Annotated in this window: 22 protein-coding genes and 1 pseudogene; 5 read left to right on the forward strand and 18 right to left on the reverse strand. The window is 62.1% G+C overall.

Annotated elements, in window-relative coordinates:
• Window positions 1–114 precede the first annotated feature (114 nt).
• The 6 genes from HBR93_RS06960 to exbB form a co-directional block, all read right to left on the reverse strand.
• Complete coding sequence (locus HBR93_RS06960) at window positions 115–1,515, reverse strand: aminoacyl-tRNA deacylase and HDOD domain-containing protein (RefSeq protein WP_057440518.1); 1,401 nt, start codon at window positions 1,513–1,515, stop codon at window positions 115–117.
• A 101-nt stretch (window positions 1,516–1,616) separates the two neighbouring features.
• Window positions 1,617–3,692 (reverse strand): ATP-dependent DNA helicase RecG, encoded by a 2,076-nt coding sequence (recG, locus tag HBR93_RS06965; protein WP_057961010.1) that lies wholly within the window; start codon window positions 3,690–3,692, stop codon window positions 1,617–1,619.
• 8 nt (window positions 3,693–3,700) lie between these two features.
• Window positions 3,701–4,621 (reverse strand): hydrogen peroxide-inducible genes activator, encoded by a 921-nt coding sequence (locus HBR93_RS06970; RefSeq protein ID WP_057961009.1) that lies wholly within the window; start codon window positions 4,619–4,621, stop codon window positions 3,701–3,703.
• 236 nt (window positions 4,622–4,857) lie between these two features.
• Window positions 4,858–5,604 carry an energy transducer TonB gene (locus HBR93_RS06975; RefSeq protein WP_057440517.1) on the reverse strand — a complete coding sequence of 249 codons (747 nt, stop codon included), beginning with the start codon at window positions 5,602–5,604 and terminating at the stop codon, window positions 4,858–4,860.
• Window positions 5,601–6,026: a TonB system transport protein ExbD gene (gene exbD / locus HBR93_RS06980; RefSeq protein ID WP_057961008.1), complete on the reverse strand. Its 426-nt coding sequence runs from the start codon at window positions 6,024–6,026 to the stop codon at window positions 5,601–5,603. The genes HBR93_RS06975 and exbD overlap by 4 nt, the downstream gene beginning before the upstream one ends.
• Before the next feature lie 6 nt (window positions 6,027–6,032).
• Window positions 6,033–7,046, reverse strand: coding sequence for a tonB-system energizer ExbB (exbB, locus tag HBR93_RS06985; protein WP_057440516.1), 1,014 nt, complete (start codon window positions 7,044–7,046; stop codon window positions 6,033–6,035).
• A gap of 190 nt (window positions 7,047–7,236) precedes the next feature.
• Here exbB and HBR93_RS06990 point away from each other — a divergent pair, with 190 nt between their 5' ends.
• Complete coding sequence (locus HBR93_RS06990) at window positions 7,237–8,088, forward strand: SDR family oxidoreductase (protein WP_057440515.1); 852 nt, start codon at window positions 7,237–7,239, stop codon at window positions 8,086–8,088.
• Window positions 8,089–8,229: 141 nt separating this feature from the next.
• On the opposite strand, the gene HBR93_RS06995 is transcribed toward HBR93_RS06990, so the two are convergent.
• From HBR93_RS06995 to HBR93_RS07020, 6 genes are all read right to left on the reverse strand, one after another.
• Complete coding sequence (locus HBR93_RS06995) at window positions 8,230–8,973, reverse strand: hypothetical protein (RefSeq protein WP_057961005.1); 744 nt, start codon at window positions 8,971–8,973, stop codon at window positions 8,230–8,232.
• A 55-nt stretch (window positions 8,974–9,028) separates the two neighbouring features.
• A complete protein-coding gene (locus HBR93_RS07000) occupies window positions 9,029–9,409 on the reverse strand; it encodes a RidA family protein (RefSeq protein ID WP_025130815.1) in 381 nt (126 codons plus the stop codon).
• A 40-nt stretch (window positions 9,410–9,449) separates the two neighbouring features.
• Complete coding sequence (gene spoT / locus HBR93_RS07005) at window positions 9,450–11,555, reverse strand: bifunctional GTP diphosphokinase/guanosine-3',5'-bis pyrophosphate 3'-pyrophosphohydrolase (protein ID WP_057961004.1); 2,106 nt, start codon at window positions 11,553–11,555, stop codon at window positions 9,450–9,452.
• Between the two features lie 60 nt (window positions 11,556–11,615).
• Complete coding sequence (gene rpoZ, locus HBR93_RS07010) at window positions 11,616–11,879, reverse strand: DNA-directed RNA polymerase subunit omega (protein WP_057440512.1); 264 nt, start codon at window positions 11,877–11,879, stop codon at window positions 11,616–11,618.
• A gap of 167 nt (window positions 11,880–12,046) precedes the next feature.
• The gene (gene gmk, locus HBR93_RS07015; protein ID WP_057440511.1) at window positions 12,047–12,667 is read right to left on the reverse strand and encodes a guanylate kinase; all 621 of its coding nucleotides are present in this window, start codon (window positions 12,665–12,667) and stop codon (window positions 12,047–12,049) included.
• 10 nt (window positions 12,668–12,677) lie between these two features.
• The gene (locus tag HBR93_RS07020) at window positions 12,678–13,541 is read right to left on the reverse strand and encodes a YicC/YloC family endoribonuclease (RefSeq protein WP_057440510.1); all 864 of its coding nucleotides are present in this window, start codon (window positions 13,539–13,541) and stop codon (window positions 12,678–12,680) included.
• Between the two features lie 233 nt (window positions 13,542–13,774).
• On the opposite strand from HBR93_RS07020, the gene rph reads away from it, so the two are divergent.
• A complete protein-coding gene (rph, locus tag HBR93_RS07025; RefSeq protein WP_057440509.1) occupies window positions 13,775–14,497 on the forward strand; it encodes a ribonuclease PH in 723 nt (240 codons plus the stop codon).
• A 23-nt stretch (window positions 14,498–14,520) separates the two neighbouring features.
• Window positions 14,521–14,889, forward strand: coding sequence for a DUF4870 domain-containing protein (locus HBR93_RS07030; protein ID WP_120734336.1), 369 nt, complete (start codon window positions 14,521–14,523; stop codon window positions 14,887–14,889).
• Between the two features lie 58 nt (window positions 14,890–14,947).
• Here the strand turns inward: HBR93_RS07030 and HBR93_RS07035 are convergent, their stop codons facing one another.
• Window positions 14,948–15,727, reverse strand: a complete 780-nt coding sequence (locus tag HBR93_RS07035) for an exodeoxyribonuclease III (protein WP_029289816.1) — start codon at window positions 15,725–15,727, stop codon at window positions 14,948–14,950.
• A gap of 82 nt (window positions 15,728–15,809) precedes the next feature.
• Here HBR93_RS07035 and pyrE point away from each other — a divergent pair, with 82 nt between their 5' ends.
• Complete coding sequence (pyrE, locus tag HBR93_RS07040) at window positions 15,810–16,454, forward strand: orotate phosphoribosyltransferase (protein WP_057444213.1); 645 nt, start codon at window positions 15,810–15,812, stop codon at window positions 16,452–16,454.
• Between the two features lie 85 nt (window positions 16,455–16,539).
• Here pyrE and argB read toward each other — a convergent pair whose 3' ends face one another.
• The 4 genes and pseudogenes from argB to coaBC all read right to left on the reverse strand — a co-directional run bounded on the left by argB (window position 16,540) and on the right by coaBC (window position 20,691).
• Window positions 16,540–17,445 (reverse strand): acetylglutamate kinase, encoded by a 906-nt coding sequence (gene argB / locus HBR93_RS07045; RefSeq protein ID WP_029289812.1) that lies wholly within the window; start codon window positions 17,443–17,445, stop codon window positions 16,540–16,542.
• Window positions 17,446–17,466: 21 nt separating this feature from the next.
• Window positions 17,467–18,879 (reverse strand): annotated as a pseudogene (locus tag HBR93_RS07050) (phosphomannomutase/phosphoglucomutase); the annotation flags it as partial.
• A 142-nt stretch (window positions 18,880–19,021) separates the two neighbouring features.
• Complete coding sequence (dut, locus tag HBR93_RS07055) at window positions 19,022–19,477, reverse strand: dUTP diphosphatase (protein ID WP_057961001.1); 456 nt, start codon at window positions 19,475–19,477, stop codon at window positions 19,022–19,024.
• A gap of 5 nt (window positions 19,478–19,482) precedes the next feature.
• Window positions 19,483–20,691 (reverse strand): bifunctional phosphopantothenoylcysteine decarboxylase/phosphopantothenate--cysteine ligase CoaBC, encoded by a 1,209-nt coding sequence (gene coaBC, locus HBR93_RS07060; RefSeq protein WP_029289805.1) that lies wholly within the window; start codon window positions 20,689–20,691, stop codon window positions 19,483–19,485.
• 131 nt (window positions 20,692–20,822) lie between these two features.
• On the opposite strand from coaBC, the gene radC reads away from it, so the two are divergent.
• Window positions 20,823–21,497, forward strand: a complete 675-nt coding sequence (gene radC, locus HBR93_RS07065; protein WP_057960999.1) for a DNA repair protein RadC — start codon at window positions 20,823–20,825, stop codon at window positions 21,495–21,497.
• Between the two features lie 47 nt (window positions 21,498–21,544).
• Here the strand turns inward: radC and HBR93_RS07070 are convergent, their stop codons facing one another.
• Window positions 21,545–23,137, reverse strand: a complete 1,593-nt coding sequence (locus HBR93_RS07070; protein ID WP_057960998.1) for an ABC transporter substrate-binding protein — start codon at window positions 23,135–23,137, stop codon at window positions 21,545–21,547.
• Window positions 23,138–23,552 lie beyond the last annotated feature (415 nt).

Consider the following 23,552-nt stretch of genomic DNA (forward strand, 5'->3'; position numbering starts at 1 on the left):
TTGGATTCATCGCAGGCAAGCCAGCTCCCCACATATTGAGTGCATTCCAACGTTGGAACCCGGTCAACTGTGGGAGCTGGCTTGCCTGCGATAGCGGTACAGCAGGCGCCGGCTTCAGCCCTGGCTGAACTGCGACGCCAGTTCGCGCAATAACACCTCGGCATCCAGCACCTTGCTCACCACCTCCTCGGCCTTGTCGCGGCTCAGGCCCAGGCGCTCCAGCAGTTCGTCCGGAATCTCGGCCTCAGGCCCGGAGCCAATCCCACGCCCGCGCAGCAAGCGCACGGCCAGGCATACCAGGTTCGGGTACTCGGCGTATTGGCCGTCGTAGCTCGGGTCATGCTGGAAGCGCAGGGCCGTGGACAGCTCTTGCGGCATATCCCAGTAACGCATCAGCCAGGCGCCGATCTGCTCGCGGCTGATGCCCAGCAAGTGCTGCTCGACATAGCTGTGGCACAGGTGCGGGTTGACCTCCAGGTGCCGGCAGATCAGCGAGAAGTGCGGCGGGAAGACGTGGGCCAGCAACAGGTAGCCAAAGTTGTGCAGCAGGCCCGCCAGGTAGGTCAGGCCGGCTTCCGGGCGCTGGGCGCGGGGCATGGCGCGGGTCAGGCCCTCGATCACCGCGGCGGTGTAGATCGACTGGTGCCAGTAGGGCGTGGCCTGTTGCGGATGGTCCTTGGGCAGGCTCAAGGTCTTGCCCAGCGCCAGGCCCAGGGCCAGGTTGATCACCAGGTCGAAGCCCAGCACACGCACAATTGCGTCTTCTACCGAACGGATCTTGCCCGGTGAGGCGTAGTACGGCGAGGCCGCCCAGCTCACTACTTGCGCGGCCAGGGCCGGGTCGGTCTCGACCACGCCGGTGATGTCGTCGATGGTTGCGTTGGGATCGACCCGCAGCTTGATGATCTTCTGCGCGGTATCGGCTAGCGGTGGAATTTCAATGGTGGCTTCCAGGCGTTGCTGGATGCGGCGCGCGGTAAACGCCTGCATCGCCTGGGTAATTTCGTCGCGGTCGTCGTTGGGACGGTCGAAGTTGGGCAGGATGCGGCTCAGGGGTTCGCCGAAGTTGGCGGCACTGGCTTTGTTCAGCAGGCGCTTGAAGTCGTCGCTGGCGATTTCCAGCAGCACGGTGGCTTCGCCCGAGTGCACCAGCAAGGTCGGCTCGCGCAGCAGGCTTTCTTCGTACAGGCAAGGCGAGCTGGTCAGCGGCGGCAGGCCGGGCAGCAGGCTCAGGCTGTGTTTGCCGAGCATGCGATCCAGGCGCTCCGGCGCGACAGCGGTCAGGTTTCGGCCGGTCAGTTCGGTGAGGCGATTGAGATCCAGCAACTGGCTCTGGGGAAACAGCACCATCAGGGCGCCCACCGCGTCATCGAGCAGCACCGCTTGAACCTTTCGGGCCGGGTTCAGGCCGGGGTGGTCGGTGACTTCCGTGTAGTTGACGGCGAGTTTTGCGAGCAAGTCCCGAATGACCGGGGGTGCGGTCGGCGGGGCTGTGGCGTGGGCAACTTCTGACATGGCCGGATCCAATTTTCTACATTTGCTTGGAGTATAACCAGCTTGGTCCGGCCGGGGGTGTCTAACTGCGGTTTGTGATGGTGTCGGCTATTGGCGGTCTGTCAGACCTGGCCGTATTGCTGGCCGTGGCGCAGCCAGCGATCCAGCAGCGGGCTGACGTGGTGCGGCCAGCGCTCCAGCAGGGCCTGGGCTGCATCGCGCACGGCAGGTAGCAGGTCGGCATCGCGCATCAGGTCGGCCACCTTGAATTGCAGCAGGCCGGTCTGGCGGGTGCCGAGCATTTCGCCGGGGCCACGCAGTTCCAGGTCTTTTTCGGCGATCACGAAGCCATCGTTGGTCTCGCGCATGATCCCCAGGCGCTGGCGACCAATCTGCGACAGCGGCGGATGGTAGAGCAGCACGCAGTGGCTGGCGGCACTGCCCCGGCCGACCCGGCCGCGCAGCTGGTGTAACTGTGCCAGGCCCAGGCGTTCGGGGTTTTCGATGATCATCAGGCTGGCGTTGGGCACGTCCACGCCGACTTCGATCACCGTGGTGGCCACCAGCAGTTGCAGGTTGCCGGCCTTGAACTCGGCCATCACCGCGGCTTTTTCCGCAGGCTTCATGCGCCCGTGAATCAGCCCGACCTTGAGCTCGCCCAAGGCGCTGGTGAGGTCTTCATAGGTGGTTTCAGCGGCCTGGCAGGTCAGCTCTTCGGACTCTTCGATCAGCGTGCATACCCAATACGCCTGGCGCCCTTCGGCACAGGCGCCGCGCACCCGTTCGATCACTTCGACCCGTCGGGTGTCGGTGACCAGGACCGTGTTGACCGGCGTTCGGCCCGGCGGCAACTCGTCGAGGATCGAGGTGTCGAGATCGGCGTAGGCACTCATGGCCAGCGTGCGCGGGATCGGCGTGGCGGTCATGATCAACTGGTGCGGGTTCATCCGCCCGCCCACGCCCTTTTCGCGCAGGGCCAGGCGTTGTTGCACGCCGAAACGGTGCTGTTCGTCGATGATCACCAGGGCCAGGTTCTTGAATTTAACTTCGTCCTGGAACAGCGCGTGGGTACCCACCACCATCGGTGCGCCGGCGGCGATCTGTTCCAGGGCGGCCGTGCGGTTCTTGCCCTTGAGCTTGCCCGCCAGCCACGCCACTTCCAGGCCCAGGGGTTCGAGCCAGCGCTTGAAGGTGATGAAGTGCTGCTCGGCGAGGATCTCGGTCGGTGCCATCAGGGCCACCTGATAACCGGCCTCCAGGGCCTGCAGCGCGGCCAGGGCGGCGACCACGGTCTTGCCGGCGCCAACATCGCCCTGGATCAGGCGCAGCATTGGTTCTTTCTGGCTCAGGTCGTAGGCGATTTCATTGCCTACGCGTTGCTGCGCGCCAGTCGGTGCAAAGCCCAGGTTGGCCAGGTACTGCGCGGGCAGGCGCGTGGCCTTGGGCATCGCCGGCGCCCGCAGGGAGCGCATGCTTTCGCGCAGGCGCTGCTGGGACAGTTGGTGCGTCAGCAACTCTTCAAAGGCCAGGCGATGCTGGGCCCAGTGATGACCCAGTGCCAATTCATCGACATCGGCATCGGCCGGCGGGTGATGCAGGTAGCGGATCGCGTCGGCCAGGGGCGCCAACTGGTAGTCGCGGGCCAGCTCTTGCGGCAGCCAGTCGGGCAGGCTTTGGGGGCCGAGCAGGGTCAGGGTCTGCATGCACAGCTGGCGCAGGCGCTGTTGCGTCAGGCCTTCGGTGAGCGGGTAGATGGGTGTGAGGGTGGTGTCTACCGGCGGGGGTTCGTCGCCGGTAATGGCGCGGTATTCCGGGTGGTAGATTTCCAGGCCCGACGCGCCCGGCCGCGCTTCACCGTAGCAGCGCACACGGGTGCCGCGCTTGAGGCCTTCCTTTTGCGCGTTGCTGAAATGGTAGAAGCGCAGGCTCAGGCCGCCGGTACCGTCCTGCAGGCGCACCACCAGGCTGCGGCGCTTGCCCATCACCACATCGGCACCGCTGACGGTGCCTTCGACCACGGCATCCTGCCCAGGGCGCAGATGGCCGATGGGCACTACGCGGGTGCGGTCCTGGTAACGCAGGGGCAGGTGAAACAACACGTCCTGGAGGTTCTCCAGGCCGACCTTGGCCAGTTTCTCGGCCATGGCTTCACCGACACCCTTGAGTGCCGTCACCGACACCTGCGACAGCTCAGTCATACACGTACTTAGTTCGCGGCAGGCGGCTTGGCCACCGAGCACAGGCGGATCGAGTCGGCGAGGATATCAATCGCTTTCGGGCGCGGGAAACTGGCGCGCCAGGCAATCGCCACGGTACGGAACGGCACGGGCGGGGTGAGCGGACGCACTTCAATCACGCCGGCCGCGTAGTGGTGGCTGTCGACGGCCGACAGCGGCAGGATCGAGATGCCCAGGCCGGACGCCACCATATGGCGAATGGTCTCCAGGGAGCTGGACTCCACGGTGGTGTGCTTGGCGCCGTCGTTGCCCTTGGTCAGGGTCGGGCAGGCTTCCAGCACCTGGTCGCGGAAGCAATGGCCTTCACCGAGCAGCAGCAGGCTCTTGTCGTTGAGCAGGCTGGCGTCAATCGTGTCTTTTTGCGTCCACGGGTGCGAGGCCGGCATCAATACATAGAACGGCTCGTCGTAGAGCGGCAATGTCAGCACGTCGGCTTCGTTGAAAGGCAGGGCGATGATGATCGCGTCCAACTCACCGTTGCGCAGTTTGTCGCGCAGTACGTGGGTGAAGTTTTCTTCGATATACAGCGGCATCTGCGGCGCGACGCGGTGCAGTTGCGGGATCAGGTGCGGGAACAGGTACGGGCCGACGGTATAGATCGCGCCGACTTTCAGCGGGGCGGTCAGTTGGTTCTTGCCGGCCTGGGCCAGCTCACGAATGCTCTGGGCCTGCTCCAGCACCTTCTGCGCCTGGGCAACAATGCCTTCGCCAACCGGGGTGAGGCGCACGGCGCTTTTGCTGCGCTCGAAAATCAGCACACCGAGTTCGTCTTCAAGCTTTTTCACGCCCACCGACAGCGTCGGTTGGCTGACATGGCAACGTTCGGCTGCATGGCCGAAGTGTTGCTCTTGGGCGAGGGTCACGATGTAGCGTAATTCTGTAAGAGTCATAGCGGGCGTCCATGAGGTTGCGGGCCAAGCATACCGGCTGCAAACGATAGACGCACGTTATCAGAGCTTGATTGGGGATTGAGCGGTTTGTGCGGGGGATTTTGCTTAATGGCGTTGGCCGTTTTGTGTGGGGGTGGGCTTGTTCGCGATGGCGGTGTGTCAGTCACTGTGGATGTTGACTGTTACACCGTCATCGCGGGCAAGCCCGCTCCCACACAAACCCGCTCCCCCAGGGGTTAGCGGCGGCGCTTCTCGATGTTGTAGACAAACGGCGCAACGATTTCGATGCTGCCGTTGGTCAACATCTCGGCCGGAGGCTTGGGCAGCGGTTGGGCGCGACGGATCATCTCCAGGGTAGCGCGGTCCAGGTCGGCGTTGCCGGAGCGGCCCACCAGCTCATAGGACAGCACCTTGCCTTCGGCATCCACCACGAACCGCAAGCGGTTCAAGCCTTCCTTGCCACGGGCCTGGGCGCCTGGCGGGTACTTCTTGTACTTCGCCAGGTGACCGAGCAGCGTGCTTTGCCAGGTGGCCTTGGCCGCGATCTGTGCCGGCGAAGGGCCGGGTTGCGGCTGCGCGGATTTCTCCGAAGGCGCGTTGTTCTGAGGGGTTTCGCTCGGCGGATCCTCGGAGGGTTTCTCCTTGGGCTGCTCGACCTTTTTCTCAGGCTTGGGTGGCTGCGGCTTAGGCTTTGGCTTGACCGGCTTGGGCACGGAAATCGTGGGCTTGGGTGCCTCGGCCAGTTTCGGCAAGGGCAACTCTTCCACCGGTGCCGGCGGTTGCGGTGGCGTCACCACCTTCGGCGGGGCCGGAGGGGGTGGGGCTGGCATCGGCGCCAGGTCGATGACCATGGCAGCCGGTGGCAACTGCACCATCTGTGGCGCCGACCACTGGAGCGCGAGGATGATCGCGACGGCGTGGACGCCCAGCACGACGGCGAGGCTGGTGCCATAACGCGTCAGTTTGTGGCGCGTCGTGATCATTTCTTGGCTGCCGTCTCAAGTCCGACCAGACCGACCTTGAGGTAGCCGGCTGCCCGCAGGGCATCCATCACGCTCATCAGGTCGCCGTAGTCCACGCCCTTGTCGGCCTGGAAGAAGATCGTCGTGTCTTTCTTGCCCTGGGTCCGGGCGTCGAGCACCGCACCGAGGGTTTCGGGTTTGACTTCGTCTTCGCCCAGGAACAGACGCTGGTCAGCCTTGACGCTGAGGAACACCGGTTTCTCCGGCCGGGGCGCGGGTTTCGCGCTGGAGGCGGGGAGGTCGACCTTGATATCCACCGTGGCCAAAGGGGCTGCCACCATGAAGATGATCAGCAGCACCAGCATCACGTCGATAAACGGCGTGACGTTGATTTCGTGGTTCTCGACGAGCTCGTCGTCGCCTTGATTCAAATGCAGGCCCATGGCCGATTACCCCACTTTCACCATGTGCGGTTGCGAGCTGCGCTCGGTAGGCAGGTGATCGAGGTCGCGGCTGACCAGCAACAGGACTTCTGCCGAAGCGTCCGACACCTGGGCCTTGTAGCCGGCGATCGAACGGGCGAACACGTTGTAGATCACCACCGCCGGAATTGCGGCGACCAGGCCCAGGGCAGTTGCCAGCAGGGCTTCGGCGATGCCGGGGGCAACGACGGCGAGGTTGGTGGTCTGGGTCTTGGCGATGCCGATGAAGCTGTTCATGATGCCCCACACGGTACCGAACAGACCGACGAACGGCGCGGTGGAACCGATGGTCGCCAGCACGCCGGTGCCGTTGCTCATGTTGCGACCGCAGGCTGCCACCAGGCGCTCCAGGCGGAAGCTCACGCGTTCCTTGATGCCTTCCTTTTCGCGGGTGTTGGCCGACAGACGCATTTCTTCCAGTGCGTCATGTACCAGCAGGTGCGCCAGGGTGCCCTTGATGGCCGCGCTTTCGCTGGCTTCTTTAAGGGTGGTGGCTTTTTTCAGGTTGGCGATTTCCGTGCGCAGGCGGCGTTTGGCGCCCAGCAGCTCGAAGCCTTTGGCAATCCAGATGGTCCAGGTGATGATCGAGGCGATGGCCAGGCCGATCATCACGATCTTCACGATGATGTCAGCGTTCTGATACATGCCCCAAGGCGACAGGTCGTGAGCCATGCCCAGGGTGTTGTCTTCTTCCAGAACCACGCCGGTTTCATCTTGCGGGGCTACGCCTTCGGCGGCAGCCGGGTCGGTGGCCGCAGGAGCGACAGTTGGAGCACCGGGTGCTGCGGCATTTTGCTCTGGTGCGGGGGCCGCGGCCGGGGCTGGCGCAGTAGCGGCAGGCGGAGTGGCCGGTGCCGTGGCATCGGCGAGCGCGGCGGTCGGTGCCAGCAGGACGCTGAACAGCAACGCAGTTATCGCGCGCCAGACGCGGGACGGGCTGTGAGGCTTGGTTGGCGAAGCGGGGAGGTTATTGCGTGTCATGCTGGCCGGACCTGATAGAAAAAATAAGGGCTTGCCCTGCCAGACCGCATAAAGGGTCGAGGACAAATGGGCGGTTATTATTGCAAGTAATTCTTGTTAACAGAAGTAATACAGTATCTTTATTTGTGCTTTTTCTGGCCGCTGGTCACCTGCGAGGGCTAATCTAGACCTTTGAGAACGGAGTTTTGTGATGTCTGCGCCTTCTGTGGTGATTGCCGGTTGTGGTGATGTAGGTAGTCGGCTGGCTAGTCAATTGCTGGCTGCCGGATGGGAGGTGCATGGCCTGCGGCGTAATGTCTCGCGCCTGCCCGAAGGGGTGATCGGGATTGCCGGCGACCTGTTCAAAAAGGATTGTCCCGACACCTGGCCGATCGGCGGTGTGGACTACCTGGTGTACTGCGCAGCCGCCACCGACCATGACGAAGCGGGCTATCGCAAGGCCTATGTCGAAGGCTTGCAGCATGTGCTGGAATGGCTCGACGACTATGGCCAGCAGCCCAAGCAGCTTGTGTTCGTGTCCAGCAGCAGTGTCTATGGGCAGCAAAATGGCGAATGGGTCGATGAGACGTCGCCTACCCAGGCCCTTGGCTATTCCGGGCAAGTGATGCTGGAAGCCGAGCAAGTGGCATTCGACAGCGGCATCCCGGCCACGACTGTGCGCTTGACCGGTATCTACGGGCCGGGGCGTGAATGGTTGTTGAGCCAGGTGCGCCAGGGCTATCGCGTGGCGGTGGAGCCGCCTTTGTACGGCAACCGGATACATGTTGATGATGCGGCAGGGTTGTTGGCGTTTCTGCTGCAACATGTAGAGCAGGGCGGTTCGTTGGACAAGGTCTATATCGGCGTCGACGACGCGCCGGCGCCGCTGGCTGAGGTTGTGGGCTGGCTGCGTGAGTACCTTGGGGTGACCGAGTGGGCCGAAGACGCCAGTGTGCGGCGCGCGGGCAGCAAGCAGTGCAGCAATGCGCGGGCCAAGGCGCTGGGTTGGACGCCAACCTATCCGAGTTATCGCGAAGGCTACGCCGCTATCCTCAAAGGCTGACCTTTCCTGCTAGGCACCGGCTTGTGTGGGAGCTAGCTTGTCGGATCGCTGCGACAGCATCACCTCGGTGTCACTGACGCACCGAGGTGCCTGCATCGCGGGCAAGCCCGGCTCCCACGCAAGCCCGCTCCCACATTGAAATTACTGTTTTTCCAGCAACCACTGGCGTGGCCCGGGGGTAAACGAAGGGACTTCGTCGGCCTGGGAGGTATTGATCGCCTGGAAAATCTCCAACTGCTTGTCATTGCGACTGAAGATCCACGGGTTGCCCTGGCCGCCTTGTTGCAGCCAGATGCTGTCGTAGCCGCCGCTCATGGAGGCGCAATCGCCCGCCAGGCACAGTGAGTACTGCTCGGCGCCCGGCAGCCCGCTTACTTGGCCGTTGGCCTGGAACTGCACGGTAGCGCCCAGGCCGCTGCCGCTGGTGATTTTCCAGCTGCCGCCCATATAGGCCGAGTACAGCGCCCGTTCGAAGTTGGCACCCAGGGGTGCGCCTTCGGGGGCAGGGTCCTTGGGGCGGTCAAACAGCTGTTCGGGCTCGTTGTCGTTGGCCACTTGCAGCAGCTGTTTGCCCTTGCGCTTGAGTTCGGTGGTCGAGCTACCGTAGAAATCAACGTTCCAGGTGCCGGACTTTTCCCCGGCCAGGGTGCCTTCGGGGCGTTCAAAGCCATTGAAGTAGCGTGCCTGGTTGGCCTTGGTGTTGACCTCCCATTCGAGGTTCGGACCGTAGGCTTGCAGGGCTTCGCGCAAAGGGCCGCCCTTGGACGCCGCATCAATGGCGACCTGGTTGATCCAGGTGCCGCTCACATCCCGGGTGGCAGGATTGCTGGCACAGCCGCCAAGGAACAGGGCGAGCAGCGTGGAGGCAACGAGCGCTTTGCGCATTATGAAATCCTTTTAAAACGAAGTCGGCGCAACCCTGTGGGTTGCGCCGAATGTATTACTCGATGACCAGAATCGCGTCCATCTCAACCTGGGAGCCCTTAGGAAGGGCGGCAACGCCAATGGCGGCGCGGGCTGGGTAGGGTTGTTCGAAGTACTTGCCCATGATCTCGTTGACCTTGGCGAAGTGGCTCAGGTCGGTGAGGAAGATGTTCAGCTTGACGATGTCCTTGAACGAACCGCCTGCGGCTTCGGCTACCGACTTGAGGTTTTCGAAGACTTGTACGGTCTGGGCTTCGAAGCCTTCAACCAGCTCCATGGTCTTTGGGTCCAGAGGGATCTGGCCGGACATGTAGACGGTGTTGCCCGCCTTGATCGCCTGGGAATAAGTACCGATGGCAGCAGGTGCCTTGTCGCTGGTGATAACAGTCTTGGTCATAAATGACTCCTTGTAATGTCCGGGCTATAGGGGGGAGGCGTTATGCGCGCATGCGAGTGATGCGGATAACCCCAGTCAGGGCACGCAGTTTCTTGATCACGCGGGCCAGGTGTACACGGTCGTGCACGCTGACCACCAGTTGGACCACGCTGATGCGACCATCACGTTCGTCCATGCTGATTTTTTCGATATTGCCGTCGGCGGCGTTGACGCTGCTGGCCAGCAAGGCGATCAGGCCGCGCTGATGCTCCAGCTCGACCCGCAACTCGACGTTGAATTCGCCGGTCACATCCTTGGCCCAGGACAGCTGGATGCATTTTTCCGGGTTGTGGCGTATTTCGCTGATATTGCGGCAGTTGTCCAGGTGCACGACCATGCCTTTGCCGGCGGACAGGTGGCCCACAATCGGGTCGCCCGGGATCGGTGTGCAGCATTTGGCGTAGCTCAGCACCAGGCCTTCGGTGCCGCGAATGGCCAGCGGGCCTTCGGGGCTCGGCAGTTGCTCGCCCTCGCCGAGCAGGCGGCGGGCGACCACGTAGGCCATGCGATTGCCCAGGCCGATGTCTTCGAGCAAGTCCTCGATGGCTTCCTGACGGTACTCGTGGAGGATCGCCTGCACGCGCTCGGCGGGGATCTTCTCCAAGGAACTGTCGAAACCGTTGAGCACCTTGTTCAGCAGGCGTTCGCCCAGGCTGATGGACTCGGAGCGACGTTGCAGCTTCAGGGCGTGGCGGATATGGGTGCGGGCCTTGCCGGTGACTACGAAGTTGAGCCAGGCCGGGTTCGGCCGGGCCCCCGGCGCGCTGACGATCTCCACGGTGGAGCCGCTTTGCAGCGGTTCCGACAGCGGGGCCAGGCGGCGGTTGATCCGGCAGGCGATGCAACTGTTGCCGACGTCGGTGTGCACTGCGTAGGCAAAGTCGACCGCCGTGGAGCCCTTGGGCAGCTCCATGATCCGGCCTTTTGGCGTGAACACGTAGACCTCGTCCGGGAACAGGTCGATTTTCACGCTTTCGATGAATTCCAGGGAGTTGCCGGCACGTTGCTGCATTTCCAGCACGCCCTTGACCCACTGGCGGGCGCGGGCATGGGTGCCTTTGGGCTGCTCGTCGCCGCTGGATTTGTACAGCCAATGGGCGGCGATGCCGTTGTTGGCCATCTCTTCCATTTCCCGGGTGCGGATCTGGATCTCGATCGGCACCCCATGCATACCGAACAGCGTGGTATGCAGCGACTGATAGCCGTTGGCTTTGGGGATGGCGATGTAGTCCTTGAAGCGGCCTGGCAGGGGTTTGTACAAATTATGTACAGCGCCCAGCACGCGGTAGCAGGTATCGACCTTGTCGACGATGATCCGGAACGCATACACGTCCATGATCTCGTTGAAGGCCCGGCGCTTGCCGCGCATCTTCTTGTAGATGCCGTAGATATGCTTCTGCCGCCCGCTGACTTCGCCTTCAATCTCGTCGATTGCCAGGCAGTGGCTCAGGGACTCTTCGATCTTGTTGACGATTTCCTTGCGATTGCCCCGGGCGCGCTTGACCGCCTGGTAGATGCGCGCCGAGCGCATCGGGTGCATCGCCTTGAAACCCAGGTCTTCGAATTCGATACGAATGGCATGCATGCCCAGCCGGTTGGCGATGGGCGCGTAGATTTCCAGGGTTTCCTTGGCAATGCGCCGGCGTTTCTCACCGGACAGCACTTCCAGCGTGCGCATGTTGTGCAGCCGGTCGGCCAGCTTGACCAGGATCACCCGGATGTCCCGGGCCATGGCCATGGCCATCTTCTGGAAGTTTTCCGCCTGGGCCTCGGCCTTGGTCTCGAAGTTCATCTGGGTCAGCTTGCTGACCCCGTCGACCAGGTCGGCCACGGTTTCGCCAAATTGCGCACTGAGCGCTTCCTTGGCAATGCCGGTGTCTTCGATCACGTCATGCAGCATCGCGGCCATCAGGCTCTGATGGTCCATGTGCATGTCGGCAAGAATATTGGCCACCGCAAGAGGATGGGTGACATACGCCTCGCCGCTGCGGCGGCGTTGGCCGTCGTGGGCTTGTTCGGCGTAGAAATACGCTCGGCGGACCAGGTTGACCTGGTCGGTGCCGAGGTAGGTCGATAAGCGATCGGCGAGGGCGTCTATGCTCGGCAAAGTGTTAACTCCTGCCGAAGGCTGTGACCCTGCGCCGTGCTACGTCGACCAGGCATAGGCTTAGACGGCCTCGTTGGACTCGTCCTCGAACGCTGCAAACAGCGGTTCGTCTTCAACGATTTCAGCGCTGGCAATGTATTCATAGCTCATCACGCCGGCAGCGATTTCGCGCAGGGCCATCACGGTAGGCTTGTCATTTTCCCAATTGAGCAGTGGCTCTTTGCCGCCAGTGGCCAATTGACGGGCACGCTTGGTAGAGAGCATGACCAGCTCAAAGCGGTTATCCACGTGTTCTAGGCAGTCTTCAACGGTTACGCGGGCCATGGTATTCCTCGGAGCGAATGCAAGATGCGCGCTGCCCGGTTGGGCGAGCGGACTCAACAGTTTAAAAAATCACCAGCGTTTAGGGAAGCGCTGATTTTCTGCAGGCCCCGGCAAACACGCTACAAGTGCCAATGTAAGGCCCTTGCAGCGGTTTTGGGAAGAGCCATTCAACCGAGCAGTTCGGCCAACAATTTGCCAAAACGCTGCTGTTGGCGTTTTTGCTGGAGCTGATTGGCGCGGAAAATCGCCTTCAAGTCGTCCAGGGCGTGGGAAAAATCGTCGTTGATGATCAGGTAGTCGTAGTCCACATAGTGGCTCATTTCACTGACGGCTTCGCGCATGCGGCCGTCGATGACCTGGTCGCTGTCCTGGCCGCGATTGGTCAGGCGCTGGTGCAAGGCCTCCAGGGACGGCGGCAGGATAAAGATCGAGCGCGCCTTGGGCATCAATTGGCGCACCTGTTCGGCGCCCTGCCAGTCGATTTCCAGGATCAGGTCGTGGCCTTCGTCCAGGGTCTGCTGCAAGTGGCTCTGGGACGTGCCATAGAGGTTGCCGAACACCTCGGCGCGCTCCAGGAAGTCCCCGTGTTCGATCATCTTCACGAATTCGCTGCGTTCGACGAAGTGATAGTTCACGCCGTTCACCTCACCCGGGCGCATGGCGCGAGTGGTGTGGGAGACCGATACGCGGATCTCCGGGTTGGTGTCGGTCAGGGCCTTGACCAGGCTGCTTTTGCCCGCGCCCGAGGGGGCGGAAATGATGTACAGGGTGCCGGTGCTGTGGGTCATGGGAGTTGCCTTACTCAATATTCTGTACTTGTTCGCGCATTTGCTCGATCAACACTTTGAGGTTGACCGCAGCCGTGGTGCTGCGCGGATCGAAGGCTTTGGAGCCCAGTGTATTGGCTTCGCGGTTGAGTTCCTGCATCAGGAAGTCCAGGCGCCGACCGGCGGCACCGGCCGACTTGAGCACGCGGCGCACTTCCAGGATATGGGTGCTCAGGCGGTCGAGTTCTTCGGCGACGTCGCTTTTTTGTGCGAGCAGGACCATTTCCTGCTCCAGGCGCACCGGGTCGAGGTCGGCCTTCATGTCGGTGAAGCGGTCGAGGACTTTCTGACGCTGGGTGGCCAGCATCTGCGGCACCAGTTCGCGCAGGGTCACGACGTCGGCCTCAATGGCCGTCAGGCGTTCGTTGATCAGGCGGGCCAGCTCGGCGCCTTCACGCTCTCGGCCGGCTTTAAGCTCCTTGAGGCCCTGGTTGAACAGGGCCAGGGCTTCGGCGTTCAGCGCTTGCGGGTCAGTGGCGTCGGCCACCAGCACCCCAGGCCAGGCCAACACTTCCAGGGGGTTCAGGGCCGCTGGCTGTTTGATCAGGCTGGCGATGGTCTCGGCGGCGGCCACCAGTTGCGCGGCGCGTTCGCGGTCAACCTGCAGCGGCTTGCCGGTGGTTTCCTCGGTAAAGCGCAGGGTGCATTCCAGCTTGCCGCGGGAGATGCCGGCACGCAGGGCTTCGCGCACTGCGCCTTCAAGGTCGCGGAAGGATTCGGGCAGGCGCAGGTGCGGCTCCAGGTAGCGGCTGTTGACCGAGCGCAATTCCCAGCTCAGGGTGCCCTGGACGCCGGCTTTTTCGACGCGGGCAAAGGCAGTCATGCTGTGCACCATGGAGGTACCTCGCGATGCAGTCCCGCAAACGGGCGGGCTGGTGGGTAGATTGAAGCCGACTGGCTGCGAAGGCGCAGGATTGTAGCGCAACGGGGCGGGCGCCCCCAAATGCGGGCTGTGACAAAGGGTGCCAGGGGGTGTCCATTCGTTACCGAATTTATTAGCAGTGCCGAGAAGCGGCCTGCGGCTCTATAATGCTCGGCAGTTTTTCGTCCTCTGTACAGGTATCCCCTATGAAACGTCCAAGTGGTCGCGCTGCCGATCAGCTCCGCTCGATCCGCATCACCCGCAACTACACCAAACACGCCGAGGGATCTGTACTGGTCGAGTTTGGCGATACCAAGGTCATCTGCACCGTCAGCGTCGAGAATGGCGTGCCGCGTTTCCTCAAGGGTCAGGGCCAGGGTTGGTTGACTGCAGAGTACGGCATGTTGCCGCGCGCCACCGGCGAGCGTAACCAGCGTGAAGCCAGCCGTGGCAAGCAGGGCGGTCGTACCCTGGAAATCCAGCGTCTGATCGGCCGTTCCCTGCGCGCTGCGCTGGACATGACTAAACTGGGCGATGTAACCCTGTACGTCGACTGCGACGTGATCCAGGCCGACGGCGGCACCCGCACCGCGTCCATCACTGGCGCCATGGTGGCCCTGGTCGATGCGCTGAAAGTGATCAAGAAGCGCGGCGGCCTGAAAGGCGGCGACCCGCTCAAGCAGATGATTGCCGCCGTATCGGTGGGCATGTACCAGGGCGAGCCAGTGCTGGACCTGGACTACCTGGAAGACTCGGCTGCCGAGACCGACCTGAACGTGGTCATGACCAGCACCGGTGGGTTCATCGAAGTGCAGGGCACCGCCGAAGGCGCGCCATTCCAGCCGGCAGACCTGAACGCCATGCTGGCCCTGGCCCAGAAAGGTATGAGCGAAATCTTCGAACTGCAGAACGCCGCACTGGCTGACTGAAACCGGCCTCAAGGAGCAACGCGATGAGTGACAACCAGCTTCCCGTGTCAGCCCAGAACAAGGAAGTGCGCCAATGGGCGATGCTCTGTCACTTCGCGGCGTTCCTGGGCCTGGTGTTCCCCTTTGGTAGCGTGTTGGGGCCATTGATCCTGTGGCAGGTGAAGAAGGACATGGACCCGCTGATCGACGACCAGGGCAAGGAAGCGCTGAACTTCCAGCTGACCGTGGCCATCGCCTGGCTGGTCTGCTTTGTCCTGGGGTTCGTGGTGATCGGTTTCCTGTTAATGGTGGTGCTGGTAATTGCCGCACTGATCTTGACCATCATTGGCGGGATCAAGGCCAACAAAGGCATTGCCTACCGTTACCCGCTCACCTGGCGATTGATCAAATAATGATCGCCCACAAAAAAACCGACAGCGATGTCGGTTTTTTTGTACCTGGATATTGACCTCAGATGGTCAAGGTCCAGTCGTAGTCCACGATCAACGGCGCATGTTGCGAGAAGCGCGGTTGACGCGGCAGACGTGCGCTGCGGACAAACCGGCGCAGGCCGGGGGTCAGCAACTGGTAGTCAAAACGCCAGCCAAGATTAAGCATCTCGGCCTGTTCGTTGTCCGGCCACCAGCTGTACTGGTCGCCTTCGCGGCTGACTTCACGCAGGGCATCTACATACCCCATGTTGCCGACAATCTCGTCCATCCAGGCCCGTTCCGGCGCCAGGAAGCCCGGGGATTGCTGGCTGTCGCGCCAGTTCTTGATATCCAGCTTCTGTTGCGCCACGTACAGCGAGCCACAATAAATGTACTCGCGGCGTTTGCGTCGCTGTTTATCCAGATAACGGGCGAAATCGTCCATTAGCTTGAACTTCTGGTTCAAGTCTTCATCGCCGTTCATCCCCGAAGGGAGCAGCAAGGTAGCAATACTGACTTTGTCGAAATCGGCTTGCAGGTAGCGCCCGTAGCGATCGGCTGTCTCGAAGCCGAGGCCGCTGATGACCGCCTTGGGTTGCAACCGTGAGTACAGAGCCACGCCACCTTGGGCAGGGACTTCGGCATCACAGGCATAAAGGAAGTAGCCATCCAGTTGGAAGGCTGGGTCGTCCAGTTCAAAGGCGGAGGCGCGGGTGTCCTGCAGGCAGATGACGTCGGCATTCTGGGCTTGCAGCCAACTGAGCAAACCACGCTCGACTGCAGCCTGAATACCATTAACGTTCACACTGATGATCCGCATAAATGGCCCCAAAAATCGCGTGCGTGTATGATACACGCCGTCTACCTATTTAGCTAAATCCGTGGTATCTGAGGCTTTTTTCATGCAGGCGTATCAACGCGATTTCATTCGTTTTGCCATCGATCGCGGGGTTTTGCGCTTCGGTGAGTTCACCCTCAAGTCCGGGCGCACCAGCCCATACTTCTTCAATGCCGGCCTGTTCAACTCGGGTTCTGCCCTGGCGCAACTGGGGCGTTTCTACGCCGCCGCCATCGTTGAAAGCGGTATTGCCTTCGACGTGCTGTTTGGCCCGGCCTACAAAGGCATTCCGTTGGCCGCCGCGACCGCAGTGGCCCTGGCTGAACATCACGACCGCGATCTGCCGTGGTGTTTCAACCGCAAGGAAGCCAAGGCCCACGGTGAGGGCGGTAGCCTGGTCGGCGCGCCGCTGACCGGCGATGTGCTGATCATCGACGACGTGATCACTGCCGGTACCGCGATTCGTGAAGTGATGCAGATCATTGCGTCCCAGGACGGCGCCAAGGCTGCGGGCGTGCTGATCGCGTTGAACCGCCAGGAACGCGGCAACGGTGAGTTGTCGGCGATCCAGGAAGTGGAACGTGACTTCGGGATTCCCGTGGTGAGCATCGTGTCGCTGAACCAGGTATTGCAGTTCCTGGAAGACGACCCGCAGCTCAAGCAGCACCTGCCGGCAGTGCGTGCGTACCGCGAGCAGTTTGGCGTCTGACACAGGGGATATCCACCCTGTTGCAGATTGGCCACAAAAAAGCCCCCGTTCAATCCAGTTGAACGGGGGCTTTTTGTTTCAGCGCTTACGGACGCTTGCGATTGCTGATCAGCGTACCCATGCCCGTATCAGTGAAGATCTCCAGCAGCACCGCATTGGGCACCCGGCCGTCGATGATCAGCGAGCTGCCTACGCCACCTTGCACCGCTTCCAGTGCGCAGCGGATCTTCGGCAGCATGCCGCCGTAGATGGTGCCGTCGGCGATCAGATCGTCGACTTGCTGGGTAGTCAGACCGGTCAGAACCTTGCCTTCCTTGTCCATCAGGCCGGCGATATTGGTCAGCAGCATCAGCTTCTCGGCCTTGAGTGCCTCGGCCACCTTGCCCGCCACCAGATCGGCGTTGATGTTGTAGGACTCGCCATTGGCCCCCACACCAATCGGCGCGATCACCGGGATGAAGTCGCCCTTGACCAGCAGGTTGAGCAAATCGGTGTTGATGCCGATCACTTCGCCCACCTGGCCGATGTCGATGATTTCCGGCTGGGTCATCTCCGGAGTCTTGCGGGTCACGGTAAGTTTCTTCGCACGGATCAGCTCGGCGTCCTTGCCGGTCAGGCCGATGGCGCTGCCGCCGTGACGGTTGATCAGGTTGACGATGTCTTTGTTCACCTGGCCGCCCAGGACCATCTCCACCACGTCCATGGTCTGCGCATCGGTAACACGCATGCCGTCGATGAAATGACTCTCGATGGACAGGCGCTTGAGCAGGTCACCGATTTGCGGGCCGCCGCCGTGCACCACCACCGGGTTGATCCCGACGGCTTTCATCAGCACGATGTCACGGGCAAAGCCGGTTTTCAGCTCGTCGCTTTCCATGGCATTGCCGCCGTACTTGATCACCAGCGTCTTGCCGACGTAGCGTCGAATGTAAGGCAACGCTTCGGAAAGGACCTTGGCGGTGTTGGCGGCGGCTTCGCGTTCGAGGGTCATTCAGGGCTCCGGGGCAAATAATCAGAACGGTAGTTGGAGATCAGGGGCAACACGTTTCAACTGGGCGTGGAACACGTCCTTGATGCGCTGCAACTCGGCCTCGGTATCCGCCTCGAAACGCAGGACCAGCACCGGAGTGGTGTTGGACGCGCGAACCAGGCCCCAGCCTTCGGCATAATCGACTCGCACACCATCAATGGTGGTCAGGTTGGCGCCTGCACCCCATTGCGCATCGTGCAATGCGTCAATGATGCTGAATTTGCTCTCTTCGGTCACATGGATATTGATTTCCGGCGTAGAAATATCGTTCGGGAAGGTCTCGAACAGGTCTTCAGCGCTGGATTTTTCCTTGCTGAGGATCTCCAGCAGGCGGGCGGCGCTATAGATGCCGTCGTCAAAACCGAACCAGCGCTCCTTGAAGAACACATGGCCGCTCATTTCGCCGGCCAGCAGGGCGCCGGTTTCTTTCATTTTCTTTTTGATCAACGAGTGACCGGTCTTCCACATCAGTGGGCGGCCGCCGTATTCCTTGATCAACGGCGTCAGGCGCCGGGTGCATTTGACGTCGAAGATGATCTCGGCACCGGGGTTGCGCGCCACTACGTCGCGGGCGAACAGCATCAGCAGGCGGTCGGGGAACACGATGCTGCCGGTGTTGGTCACCACGCCTACGCGGTCTCCGTCGCCATCGAAGGCCAGGCCGACATCGGCGCCCACTTCTGCGACCTTGGCGATCAGGTCCACCAGATTTTCAGGCTTGCCCGGGTCCGGGTGATGGTTGGGGAAATTGCCGTCGACTTCGCAGAACAGCGGGATCACTTCGCAGTTCAAGGCTTCGAGCAGTTGCGGGGCGATCACGCCGGCCGCGCCGTTGCCGCAGTCCACCACGACTTTCAGGCGCCGCTCGAGCTTGACGTCACGGGTGATTTCGTCCGAGTAGCGCTGGAGGATATCGACCTTGGTGATGCTGCCCTTACCGCTGGTCAGGTCATTGGTCTTGAGGCGAGTGTGCAGGGCCTGGATCTGTTCGTTGGCCAGGGTATCGCCGGCAATCACGATCTTGAAGCCGTTGTAGTCCGATGGGTTGTGGCTGCCAGTGAGCATCACGCCGGATTTGCCGGCCAGCACGTTGGCGGCGTAGTACAGCGCCGGGGTCGGCACCAGGCCAACGTCGCTGACATGGCAGCCGCTGTCGGCCAGGCCCTGGATCAGGCGCTCCACCAGCTCGGGGCCGGACAGGCGACCGTCACGTCCCACAGAGACGTTGGGCTCGCCCTGGGCCAGGCTTTGCGAGCCGATGGCGCGGCCGATCCAGTAGGCGGTTTCGGCGGTCAGGGTTTTCGGGACGACACCACGGATGTCGTAGGCGCGGAAAATGCTGTCGGGAAACGTCGGTGCGACTGGGGCTGCGTTGCTCATCACTGGGGAAACTCCATCGATACGGGGCGGACATGCCGGAGTGTGGCGACCGGCAGGCTCAAACTGAAGGGTAAGACGGCGTTTTTGCCCTAGAGTTCGTGGTGCGAAAATGCCACTGGGGCATGTCGGACACAGAGTCCGGCATGCCTGAGCGTAGTCAGTGGCTACCGGAATGCCCGAAGCCGCCCGCGCCACGCTGGGTTTCGTCGAACTCGGTGACCAGTTCGAAATGTGCCTGCACCACCGGCACCAGGACCAGTTGAGCAATGCGCTCGCCGACGGCGATGTTGAAGGCGGTCTGGCCACGGTTCCAGCACGAGACCATCAATTCGCCCTGGTAGTCCGAGTCGATCAAGCCCACCAGGTTGCCCAGCACGATCCCGTGTTTGTGACCCAGGCCGGAGCGCGGCAGGATCAAGGCGGCCAGACCGGGGTCGCCGACGTAGATCGACAGGCCGGTGGGGATCAGCAGGGTCTGGCCCGGCTCAAGGACGGTGTCTTGCTTGAGCATGGCGCGCAGGTCCAGGCCGGCGGAGCCCGGTGTGGCGTAGGCCGGCAGTGGGAAGTCGGTACCGAGGCGGGGGTCGAGGATCTTGGCTTGCAAAGCGTGCATGGACATTAAACCTGGTTCAGCCGTTGGGCGATAAAAGAGATCAGTTGGCGGGCAATCTTGCCCTTGCTGGTCTGGGCGAAAAGGGTGGCGTGCAGCTCGCGATCAATCACGCTGCAGGCGTTTTCCTCGCTGTTGAAGCCGATGCTCGGGTTGGCGACATCATTGGCAACGATCAGGTCGAGGTTTTTGTCTTTCAGTTTGCGTGCGGCGTAGTCCAGCAGGTTTTCGGTTTCGGCAGCGAAACCGACGCTGAACGGACGATCCGCGCGGGTGGCGATGGTGGCCAAAATGTCCGGGTTGCGCACCATTTGCAGGAGCAGGCCGTCGCCGCTTGTAGGGTCTTTCTTGAGTTTTTGTGGGGCAACCACTTCCGGGCGGTAGTCTGCGACCGCTGCCGACGCGATAAACACATCGCAGGGAATCGCCGCCTCACAGGCCGCGAGCATGTCGCGGGCGCTGACTACGTCGATGCGGGTGACCCGATCCGGGGTCGGCAGATGCACCGGGCCGGTGATCAGGGTCACGCGTGCGCCTGCCTCAACCGCCGCTTCTGCCAGGGCAAAGCCCATTTTCCCTGAGCTATGGTTGGTGATGTAGCGCACCGGGTCGATGTTTTCCTGGGTCGGGCCGGCGGTAATCAGTACGTGCTTACCGGTCAGGGCCAGATGCTGGAAGCACTCGGCGGCACACAGCGCCAGGTCCGTGGCTTCGAGCATGCGCCCCAGGCCGACGTCGCCACAGGCCTGGCTGCCGGAGGCCGGGCCGAAGACCTTGAGGCCACGGCTTTGCAGGAGTTGGGTGTTGGCCTGGGTGGCGGGGTCGCGCCACATGGCCTGGTTCATTGCCGGGGCAATGGCGACGGTGGCGTCGGTGGCCAGCACCAGCGTGGTCAGCAGGTCGTCGGCAATGCCTTGGGCGAGGCGCGCGATGAGGTCAGCGGTGGCGGGTGCGATCAGCACCAGGTCGGCCCATTTGGCCAGTTCGATATGGCCCATGGCGGCTTCGGCTGCCGGGTCCAGCAGGTCCAGGTGCACCGGGTGGCCGGACAGGGCCTGCATGGTCAGCGGGGTAATGAACTCACTGCCGCCACGGGTCATGACCACGCGCACTTCGGCGCCCTGGTCCAGGAGCCTGCGAACCAACTCTGCGCTCTTGTAGGCGGCAATACCGCCGCCGACGCCGAGAACGATGCGTTTCCGATACAGACGCTGCATTGGTTTGCCTTTCCAGTTCAGTGATGGCGTTGCGATCCCCCCTCCCCAGGTGAAATCGCGCGCAAAAAAGAGCGGCTAAGATAACACAGCGTCCGCCATGCAACAGCGGCGCACATGCACACGGAGGTGCCATGAGTATTCGCAATTGGCCTGCGGCGGAGCGCCCGCGGGAGAAGCTTTTGGAGTTGGGGGCGGCAAGTCTCTCGGATGCCGAGTTGCTGGCGATTTTCCTGCGTACCGGCGTCTCGGGTAAAAGTGCGGTGGACTTGGCGCGCCATCTGCTGGGGCAATTTGGCAGCCTGCGTTCGTTGCTGGAGGCCCGCCAAACCGTCTTCATCCAGCATCTGGGCCTGGGGCCGGCTAAGTTCGCCCAGTTGCAGGCGGTGCTGGAAATGGGCCGGCGCCATCTGGCCGAGCATGTGCGCAATGAGTCGGTGCTGGAAAGCCCGGTTGCCGTGCGTGACTACCTCAAGGCGCTGCTGCGCCATGAGCCCCACGAAATATTCGGCTGCCTGTTTCTTGATTCAAGGCACCGGGTGCTGGGCTTCGAAGCGCTGTTCCAGGGCACCATAGACAATGCCATGGTGTACCCGCGACAGGTGGTCAAGCGCGCCCTGGACTACAACGCAGCGGCGTTGATCCTGTGCCACAACCACCCCTCCGGGAATGCCGAGCCCAGCATTGCTGATCGAAAACTGACCAAGCATCTGCAAAAGGCCCTCGATCTGGTGGATGTGCGGGTACTGGATCACATCATTATCGGCGACGGTGACCCGCTGTCGATGGCCGAATACGGTTGGCTGTAACGCAGTTGCTTGTAGGGGCCGGCTTGCCGGCTCCTACAACGGCCGGGTCAGGGCTTTACGCTGACCTTGGAGAAATCCTGGCGCCCAAACGGGCTGACCTGATACCCCTCGACATTTTTACGGGTCAGGGCAAAGGCCGTCGGATGAGCCAGTGGCAACCACAGCGCCTGCTGCTGGATCTGCGCCTGTGCCTGTTGATACAGCTTGCTGCGCACGCCTTGCTCATTGGTGGTCTTGCCGGCACTGATCAGCTTGTCCAGTGCCGGGTCGCAGTAACGGGCAAAGTTGGTGCCGGATTTTACCGCCGCGCAGGAAAACTGCGGGGTCAGGAAGTTATCCGGGTCGCCGTTGTCGCCGGCCCAGCCCATAAACAGCAGGTCGTGCTCGCCAGCCTTGGCGCGGCGGATCAGTTCGCCCCATTCGATCACGCGGATCTCGGCCTGGATGCCGACCTTGGCCAGGTCCGCCTGCAGCAGTTGTGCGCCCAGGCTTGGGTTGGGGTTGAGCAGGCTGCCCGAGGGCCGGGTCCAAAGGGTGGTCTTGAAGCCGTCACTCAGCCCGGCGCGGGCCAGCAGGGCCTTGGCCTTGGCGATGTCCTGTGGATAACCCGGCAATTCCTTGGCAAAACCCCAGGTATTGGGCGGGTAGGGGCCGGTGGCGGCTTCGGCGGTGCCTTCAAACACGGCCTTGAGGTAGCTGGCCTTGTCGAAGGCCAGGTTGATCGCCTGGCGCACTTCTGGCTTGTCCAACGGTGGGTGCTGACTGTTGATGGCCACAAACGCGGTCATGAAGGCTGCGGTCTTTTCCACCTTGAGGGCCGCATCCTTTTGCGCCTCGCCGATATCCAGGGGCTTGGGTGACAAGGCGATCTGGCACTCATCCCGGCGCAGTTTCTGCAGGCGCACGTTGGCGTCCGGGGTGATGGCGAAGATCAAGTTATCCACAGCAGGCTTGCCGGCGAAGTAATCCGGGTTGGCTTTGTAGCGAATCGCTGCATCTTTCTGGAAACGCCCGAAAACAAAGGGGCCGGTGCCGATGGGCTGGCTGTTGAGCTTTTCCGGGGTGCCGGCCTTGAGCAGCTTGTCGGCGTATTCGGCCGGGTAGATCGAGGCAAAGCCCATGCTCAGCGCGGCGAGGAACGTGGAGTCGGCGTGATCCAGGGTAAAACGCACGGTCAGCGGATCCAGGGCGTCGATCTTTTTGATCAGCGCCGGCAGTTGCAAGGACTGGGCGTGGGGGAAGCCGCTCTGGGCGATCTGGTGCCAGGGATTGGCCGGGTCGAGCATGCGTTCGAAGCTGAAACGTACATCTTCGGCGGTAAGGCTGCGGCTTGGGCTGAAATACGCGGTGCGGTGGAATTTGACGCCCGGGTGCAATTTAAAGGTGTAGGTCAGGCCGTCCGGCGAGACTTCCCAGCTGTCGGCCAGGCTCGGCACCAGCTTGCCGCTCGTGGCGTCGTAGTCCACCAGGCGGTTCATCAGCACATCCGCCGAGGCGTTGGTGGTGGTCAGCGAGTTGTACTGCACCACATCGAACCCTTCGGGGCTGGCCTCGGTGCAGACGCTCAACGTGGAGGCCGCCTGGGCCAGCGGGGCGAGGAAGAGCGGGGCGAGTAGAAGTGGCAGGGCAGCGAGGCGCATGGTCGGTTTCCTTTGCAGATCGGAGGCCCATCTGCGAGTGCAGTCTGGAAAAGGCCTACCGTAGTGGCCTGATTCACAAATGACTAGCCCATTTTTGCCTGTGCATTTAGGACAAATACTGTTTTGATGGCGCTTCAGGTCATTTTGCCCGGGGCCTTGGCCTACAAGCAGCGGCGATAAATCATTCGGTGCGACGAGCGGTCCGGCGGCACGGCGGCCCACCCTGGCAGCGCTTGAGAGCTGCTTGGGCGAGATTTACAGCGGGAAAAACACACCGGCTGTTGTTGCGCTTGGGTCTTTCTGGTATAAAGCAGCGCTCTTTTCTAGGGGCCCGGTTCCTTCACTGTAGGTGTAGCCGGTAAGACCCTTAAAGAAACGCGGCGCCTGGCGCCAAATGACTGAGAGATTAAGCGGC

The sequence above is a fragment of the Pseudomonas sp. WS 5411 genome, assembly GCF_012985595.1.
Classification (GTDB): Bacteria; Pseudomonadota; Gammaproteobacteria; order Pseudomonadales; family Pseudomonadaceae; genus Aquipseudomonas; species Aquipseudomonas shahriarae.

Coding starts and splice junctions, on each gene's coding strand:
- HBR93_RS06970 (WP_057961009.1), bottom strand. CDS start 4,621: ATGACTCTTACAGAATTACGCTACATCGTGACCCTCGCCCAAGAGCAA.
- dut (WP_057961001.1), bottom strand. CDS start 19,477: ATGCACGCTTTGCAAGCCAAGATCCTCGACCCCCGCCTCGGTACCGAC.
- HBR93_RS07000 (WP_025130815.1), bottom strand. CDS start 9,409: ATGACCAAGACTGTTATCACCAGCGACAAGGCACCTGCTGCCATCGGT.
- rpoZ (WP_057440512.1), bottom strand. CDS start 11,879: ATGGCCCGCGTAACCGTTGAAGACTGCCTAGAACACGTGGATAACCGC.
- HBR93_RS06975 (WP_057440517.1), bottom strand. CDS start 5,604: ATGATCACGACGCGCCACAAACTGACGCGTTATGGCACCAGCCTCGCC.
- exbD (WP_057961008.1), bottom strand. CDS start 6,026: ATGGGCCTGCATTTGAATCAAGGCGACGACGAGCTCGTCGAGAACCAC.
- HBR93_RS06960 (WP_057440518.1), bottom strand. CDS start 1,515: ATGTCAGAAGTTGCCCACGCCACAGCCCCGCCGACCGCACCCCCGGTC.
- radC (WP_057960999.1), top strand. CDS start 20,823: ATGAGTATTCGCAATTGGCCTGCGGCGGAGCGCCCGCGGGAGAAGCTT.
- argB (WP_029289812.1), bottom strand. CDS start 17,445: ATGACCCTCGAACGCGAAGCCGCCGCCAACACCGCCAAGGTCCTTTCC.
- coaBC (WP_029289805.1), bottom strand. CDS start 20,691: ATGCAGCGTCTGTATCGGAAACGCATCGTTCTCGGCGTCGGCGGCGGT.
- rph (WP_057440509.1), top strand. CDS start 13,775: ATGAAACGTCCAAGTGGTCGCGCTGCCGATCAGCTCCGCTCGATCCGC.
- HBR93_RS06990 (WP_057440515.1), top strand. CDS start 7,237: ATGTCTGCGCCTTCTGTGGTGATTGCCGGTTGTGGTGATGTAGGTAGT.
- gmk (WP_057440511.1), bottom strand. CDS start 12,667: ATGACCCACAGCACCGGCACCCTGTACATCATTTCCGCCCCCTCGGGC.
- HBR93_RS07070 (WP_057960998.1), bottom strand. CDS start 23,137: ATGCGCCTCGCTGCCCTGCCACTTCTACTCGCCCCGCTCTTCCTCGCC.
- pyrE (WP_057444213.1), top strand. CDS start 15,810: ATGCAGGCGTATCAACGCGATTTCATTCGTTTTGCCATCGATCGCGGG.
- HBR93_RS07030 (WP_120734336.1), top strand. CDS start 14,521: ATGAGTGACAACCAGCTTCCCGTGTCAGCCCAGAACAAGGAAGTGCGC.
- recG (WP_057961010.1), bottom strand. CDS start 3,692: ATGACTGAGCTGTCGCAGGTGTCGGTGACGGCACTCAAGGGTGTCGGT.
- HBR93_RS07020 (WP_057440510.1), bottom strand. CDS start 13,541: ATGGTGCACAGCATGACTGCCTTTGCCCGCGTCGAAAAAGCCGGCGTC.
- HBR93_RS06995 (WP_057961005.1), bottom strand. CDS start 8,973: ATGCGCAAAGCGCTCGTTGCCTCCACGCTGCTCGCCCTGTTCCTTGGC.
- exbB (WP_057440516.1), bottom strand. CDS start 7,046: ATGACACGCAATAACCTCCCCGCTTCGCCAACCAAGCCTCACAGCCCG.
- HBR93_RS07035 (WP_029289816.1), bottom strand. CDS start 15,727: ATGCGGATCATCAGTGTGAACGTTAATGGTATTCAGGCTGCAGTCGAG.